The 5951-nt window shown below is 30.8% G+C and carries 4 protein-coding genes; all 4 read left to right on the top strand.

Features of this window, described 5'->3' with window-relative positions; all coding sequences use genetic code 11:
* Positions 1-275: 275 nt before the first annotated feature.
* The 4 genes from MPF13_RS15255 to MPF13_RS15240 are packed head-to-tail and all read left to right on the top strand — an operon-like array spanning position 276 to position 5704.
* Positions 276-1019: a hypothetical protein gene (locus MPF13_RS15255; RefSeq protein ID WP_249983630.1), complete on the top strand. Its 744-nt coding sequence runs from the start codon at positions 276-278 to the stop codon at positions 1017-1019.
* A 38-nt stretch (positions 1020-1057) separates the two neighbouring features.
* The gene (locus MPF13_RS15250) at positions 1058-3028 is read left to right on the top strand and encodes a hypothetical protein (protein ID WP_249983629.1); all 1971 of its coding nucleotides are present in this window, start codon (positions 1058-1060) and stop codon (positions 3026-3028) included.
* Positions 3029-3080: 52 nt separating this feature from the next.
* On the top strand, positions 3081-3350 hold the full coding sequence (locus tag MPF13_RS15245) for a hypothetical protein (protein ID WP_249983628.1): 270 nt from the start codon (positions 3081-3083) through the stop codon (positions 3348-3350).
* 2 nt (positions 3351-3352) lie between these two features.
* On the top strand, positions 3353-5704 hold the full coding sequence (locus tag MPF13_RS15240; RefSeq protein ID WP_249983627.1) for a patatin-like phospholipase family protein: 2352 nt from the start codon (positions 3353-3355) through the stop codon (positions 5702-5704).
* Positions 5705-5951: the final 247 nt, after the last annotated feature.

Here is a 5951-nt window from a genome sequence, read left to right as displayed (position 1 = left end):
CAAAGTTTGTTGCTTTTTTAATCTTGTCTTAATTTTCCTTCGGAAAATCAGCCAATCTTAAAAACGCAACTTTCTATAACACAAACACGTTGTGCGGCATACGGAGAAACGATAATCGAATGAACTCAACCGATAATCAAGTGACACTTCTCTAATGTGAATTGCAAGACTACATTTGAATAAAAAGGGGAAATAACCTAATGAAAAGGGTAAATAACCTCTAAGAAATTGAAATAATATAACCGACTTTTACATAATAATTAAAACACATAGCTATGCCAGAAATTTTCAGATTTACACAGTTAAGAAAACCGACAGGAATCAATATCGAGGAAGTCCGACAGAAACACATTCAATTTTTTAAACACCTTACCGATGTGGAAAAAATGAATATTAACCAAGCATTCTTACAAAATTATGAAAGTGGTATTGAAGCTGTCAATAAACACATTATTGAAAACGAAGGTTTTCATATAAGGTCACAAATTCCAAATGCAATAATTAGAGGAGAATATAACGATTTCAACAAAACATATTTTGAATTGAGTTTTTTGCTTTCTCAATATAACTCAGACAAAAAAGAAAATAAGAACAATGAATTGTTTGCTCAAATTGTAAAAACGGTTGAAGAAATTGACAAGAATAACCTAAAGGAGTTTTTGACACTTTTTAATGTTCACTTTGAAGATTTATTAGTGTTATACTTCAAGTCTAGTGAATACCCAAGTTATTTGAGGATTTTAATAAGTTTAAGAAGATGGCATTTTGTATTAAGTTCTTTCACTTTATCTAAAATTAAAAAATCTTTCGAAGTGGTACCGAAATCTAAAGAAGATATTGAGGGAAACACGGTTCTTCATTATCTACTCAATTCTAAGGTATTGCTTCCAAAATATTTATTTAAAAAATCGGAAAAAGTAAAACCTAAAGACCCAAAAGATGAACCAATACCATTACCTGACCCAGTCAAAAAGAAAGCAATAAAGAAAAAAACAAAGCCTACACCACTTAAAAAATAAATACTATGAGCGATAAATATAAATTCGATAAAAGTGAATTGGGAGACTTTCCAAAATTTTCTCCAAATGACAATTTAAATTTTGTAGTTGGCGACTTGTTTCAAGCTAAACAAGAATTGGTTCGTTATGAACTTGGAGAAATTGCTTCAATAAATAATTTGCTTGCAGGTTCTTATTTAAAGATGAAAAACTTTCACGAAGAACAAATAGAATCTTCTCTCTATGAAGAGGAAGAATTTGAAAGTGAGGAAACTACTAAAACTTCACAATCTTCACAACAGATGATGAGTGAAGTAAGCAGAAATAAATTGAGTAGGTCTAATAGTTTTTCAGTTGGTGGAGATGTTAGTGGTTCATATGGCACAGTTAAATTCAATGCCTATGCTGACTCAAACAACAACCAATCTAAACAACAATCTAAAGAAACTGCTAAAGAATTTGCGAGTCAAATTGTAAACGAAAGCGAAAAAACAGTTAGAGAAAGAAAATTAGTTCAAGCATATTCTCGAAACTTAGAAATTATAAGGAAAGAAGAAGAATACGGCTTTGATAATCGTGGTGGTGGTCACGTAGTTGGCATAAAGTGTTTTGTAAATGAGGTACATAAAGTGACGCTATTAAACCATAATAAACACTTATTTAGTACCATTATACTTGCTCACCCTTCAGAAGCATACAAGGAATACTTATACAAAAATAATATTGCTAGCGATTCAGAGTCTTTAGAAAATCCTGTAAAGCCTTTAATGGTTAAAGAAAAAGTACTTAACAATAGTGATTCTGAGAAAGAAATCAAACTTTTACCGAAAGATATTAATAATGGCAATTGGCAATCATTAGCATTTCATTTTGGCGTTTCTTCCGAAGATTTGCCCTTACCAATAGCTTCTGATATAAAAATTGCAACAGGAAAAAAATACTATGGAAAACCTTCTGGTGCCAATGATGAAATAATCGAAAATTTAGACTTTGAAATTCCTGATGGTTACAAACCTATTAGTTTGGATTATGGAGTCGGTTCTTGGTCAAGTGGAAAAAAAGAAGAACTAGATTTATACATTTTAGATTCTCTTAAAACAACACTTATTCCGACAGGAGGTTATGGTAAAGGCTCTATACCACTTGAAAACACTAATATTCTTGAATTGTTCCCTCAAAACAAAATAACTGTTTCGTTAAAAACAAAATATAGTTACATTTTTAGTTTTCAAGCTTCTATTAAGTGTAAGAAAGTTGTGTCAGATTTAGAATTTGAAACTTGGCAATTAGATTTCTACAATGCTTTAAAAAATGCTCAAAAATCCAATCAAGAAGAAAGCCCAATGGCATTTCTTGATAATTTAGGAGTTGGAAAAGTAGACTTTAGAAACAACCCAACCTTAGCAAATAAATTTATAAAAAATGAATTGCAACGTTGTGTTCTACAACAAGTTTTTGGTTCTGATTTAAATGGTTTTTCTGCATTGGACAGAGAAACAATAAATGAATTAGAATACCCTAACTGCGATTTGGAAAAACTAAGTAAACTAAGCCCGCTTTTGACATATTTAAATTCAGTTTTTGATTTTGATAAAATGACTTATCGCTTTTTATCTAATTATCTTGGTGCAAAGTGGAACAGAGAAGAAATTTATGCAGACACACCAGTTGGGCCATTAAAAGACTTTATGGAAGCTAGTTTTGCTCAAATGATTTTGCCTGTGGCCAGAGGTATGGAACATAGATTTAGATATTTTATGCTTACAAATGGGATGGTATTTGAAGGTGAAGATGTGCCAGTTATCGATGATGAAATTTCATTAAGTATTTTAGATGAATTAAGCGATGACCCAAGTCTTTTAAAGGAAGATGATGAAGCGGTCATTGTATCTACAAATGAAATAAAACTACCTTCTCCACATATTATGCTTCAAAAAGAAGCGATACTTCCTGATTATTCAGACCCTCTAAAAAAACCAATACCAGTAGACAATATTAACCCAACAAAAGGAGAAGGAAATGCCGAATAAAAAATTAGAGTTTGACGAAATAGAATATTTAGCCTTTGAAGGCGGAGGAGCTATGGGCGGAGCTTATTTAGGAGCTTTATGTGCAATGCAAGATATTGACAAGAAAAATGGCTCTAATAAGTTTCCTGGACTTAACGAGCCATTAGAAGATGGTAGAACTCCAGATACAAAAATTGGCGAAGGTGGTATTTGTGGTGTATCAGGTTCTTCAATTGGTGCAATATTCGGTATGTGCGTAGCCATGGGTTATACTCCTGAACAAATTAATGCACGTTTAATTACAGACAAAATGATGAATTCCATAACTAAAGAAAAGCTTTAATTATGGGTGATGAAAAAACCAAATTAGGAGAACTCCTTGAAAAAGTAGGAAAGACTGAGGGCTATAAATATATCAAAGATAGAATTGAAAATGAATTAGAAAGTCTTTACAAAGAAACCATTGGCGAAATTATACCTTCTGTTTTTGGAGACCTTCCTATGTCAATTCTGAAAGCTGTAGTAGATGATGAGAAATTTTGGAATGAAACTATTTTTATTGGAATTAGCAATTATGTTAAATCTAAGAAAAAACCAATTACAGAGATTTTAAATTTATTAGAAAATGATTTATTTAAACTTAATAATTTTGGAAGTGATATTGTCCGCCAAACATTGGCTGGTAATATATCGGAATCAGAAAAGAACGAATTCTATGATGAACCTATAAAGTGGTTAAGAGATTGGTTAGATTCGGACAATAACATTACTGTAGCTTCTACGGATGATGTAAAACACTCAATAAATAATATTGTTTTTGCAATACTTATTCTAATTGTATTGTTCTTAATTTTCTATCTAATATTTAAAAGACCAAAGTTAAATATTGGAGGTAGTACGAAAATCATAATTGAAAACATATTTAATAACATTCAATATAATGACAATACTATTACTGGAGGACTGGTTAAAGGTGTTTTAAATGTAGTAGACTCTTGGGTAAACGGAGATGAACAAAATAAACTCTTAAAAAATTCATATATACTTCTCAACGAAATAAACAAAATTGCTAAATCTGTAGGGTACTTAAATACTTCTCTCACTCACGAATTGACTGATGACGAACTTAAATCTAGGAAGTTTAAAGTGAGAAATGAAAGAATAAATAATGAATTAACTGCATTCTCCAAATCCATAGGAGATAATGCCTCAAAGATTACACATAATCTCCTAAATAAAGGAGGACTTTGGAAAGGCGACAAAATGGACTACATTTTGGCTGATTTAATTTATGCAAGAGTTAAAATAAAATTTGAGGATGAAAAACCATTGTTTTTAAAAAGGGAAGGTATAGAAATCATTGATTGGACAGATAAAGAAAGTCGAAAACAACACCCCTTGTCAAAAACTGTTAAAAAATTAAATAATATAACCAAAGGTGAAATTGAAAGTAGCACTTGGAGAACTCTCATTATGGAATCTTTAAGTTTTACAAATAGTAAAATATCTGAGATTGACAGGTCAAACTTTATTGTCAACGAAGCATTAGAACTTCTACATTACAATAAAAAATTAAAGAAGCGAATAGGTGATGAATTAAAAAAGATAAAACCACTAAGCACAAGTAATGACACTATAGAAATTTTCAAAAAAGAGATAAATGCAATTATCAATGAATTTACATTTGAGGACTTTTATAAGGTTTTTGGTGTAGACTTTATCGTGTCAGGCTCAAATATTACTTCTGCTCAACCAGTTTTTTTTAATACTGACCTTACTCCTTCAATGCCAGTTGTAAAAGCTGTAAGAATTAGCTCAAACTTTCCTTTTCTTTTTCAACCCATAAAATTGAAACATAACGAAGAAGTCGTAAATCCTGAGATAAATTTTGCTAAAAATGAAAATATTGAAGTTTGGGTGAAAAATAAAGAGGATTACTACAAGAGAAACTATGCTGGTTTTTTCATTGATGGCGGTTTATTAAATAACTTCCCTATGAATGCTTTTAACAATTATGATTCAGTAGGTGATTTACTTAGAGACCCCAAAAGCAAACTAGATTTACCACCTAATAATAAAGTGTTTGGCTTGAAACTTGGGGGATTGGAGTTAGAGAATTCTAAAGAACTTGAGAAAATATTTAAACTCCTTAGAAAAAACACAGCAGATGGAGAAGACAAGAGGCTTGACCATTATAGTCACGATGAAGGAACAGGAGTAATTGAAAAAATAGCACTAGAGAATCCTAAATTCACCAGAGAAAATTATAAATATATCTACGAGGAATTTAAAACCTACGAAGCTTTTGCTAAATCACATATGGACAAAAAAAGCGGAAAACTTAACAGAAAAGGCTTAGGAATTATATCAATAATAACTAAGATGTTTGGAACTACTTTAGATGATTCAATGGATGGGAGAAATTCAGCTTTTTTTGACAGAAATGAGCAAATAGTTAGATTGTATACAGGTAGGATTTCGCTTTTCGATTTAGTCACAAAGGAAAGTGAATTAACTTTAGTAGATTTATTCTCTTATTCAGAAATATATAAACACTTTAATAAACTCGACTCAATGCCTATTGATTGGGAAAAAGATTTAATAAAGAGGCTTAAAAGAAATACATTTTTGAAGAATAAATGGCAGAGAGAAACAAGAGATAGAAATAGGTTAAAATTGAAAAGAAGACATTTTTAAATCATTCTAAATAGAAATAAAAAGTACGACCGCACAACATTGTATAAAAATAATAGCGGCTTAATCGTAAAAAGAAAAGTGAAATATATAAATCAAACGACAGTAAAAAACCGAAAGTAAGTGCATAAAACCCGCTACTATTCTTATACGTTACCGTTGGCATTCATAGCCCAGTCAAATTCTGAAAAAGGAATTTAAAGTTTGAAAATCTTGATTTTTAAAGAAAAATATGGAACACTCTCTCCCT

Origin of the sequence: Polaribacter sp. Z022 (assembly GCF_023555495.1) — a bacterium.
Lineage (GTDB): Bacteria > Bacteroidota > Bacteroidia > Flavobacteriales > Flavobacteriaceae > Polaribacter.
This window is presented reverse-complemented; position numbering and strand designations above follow the sequence as displayed.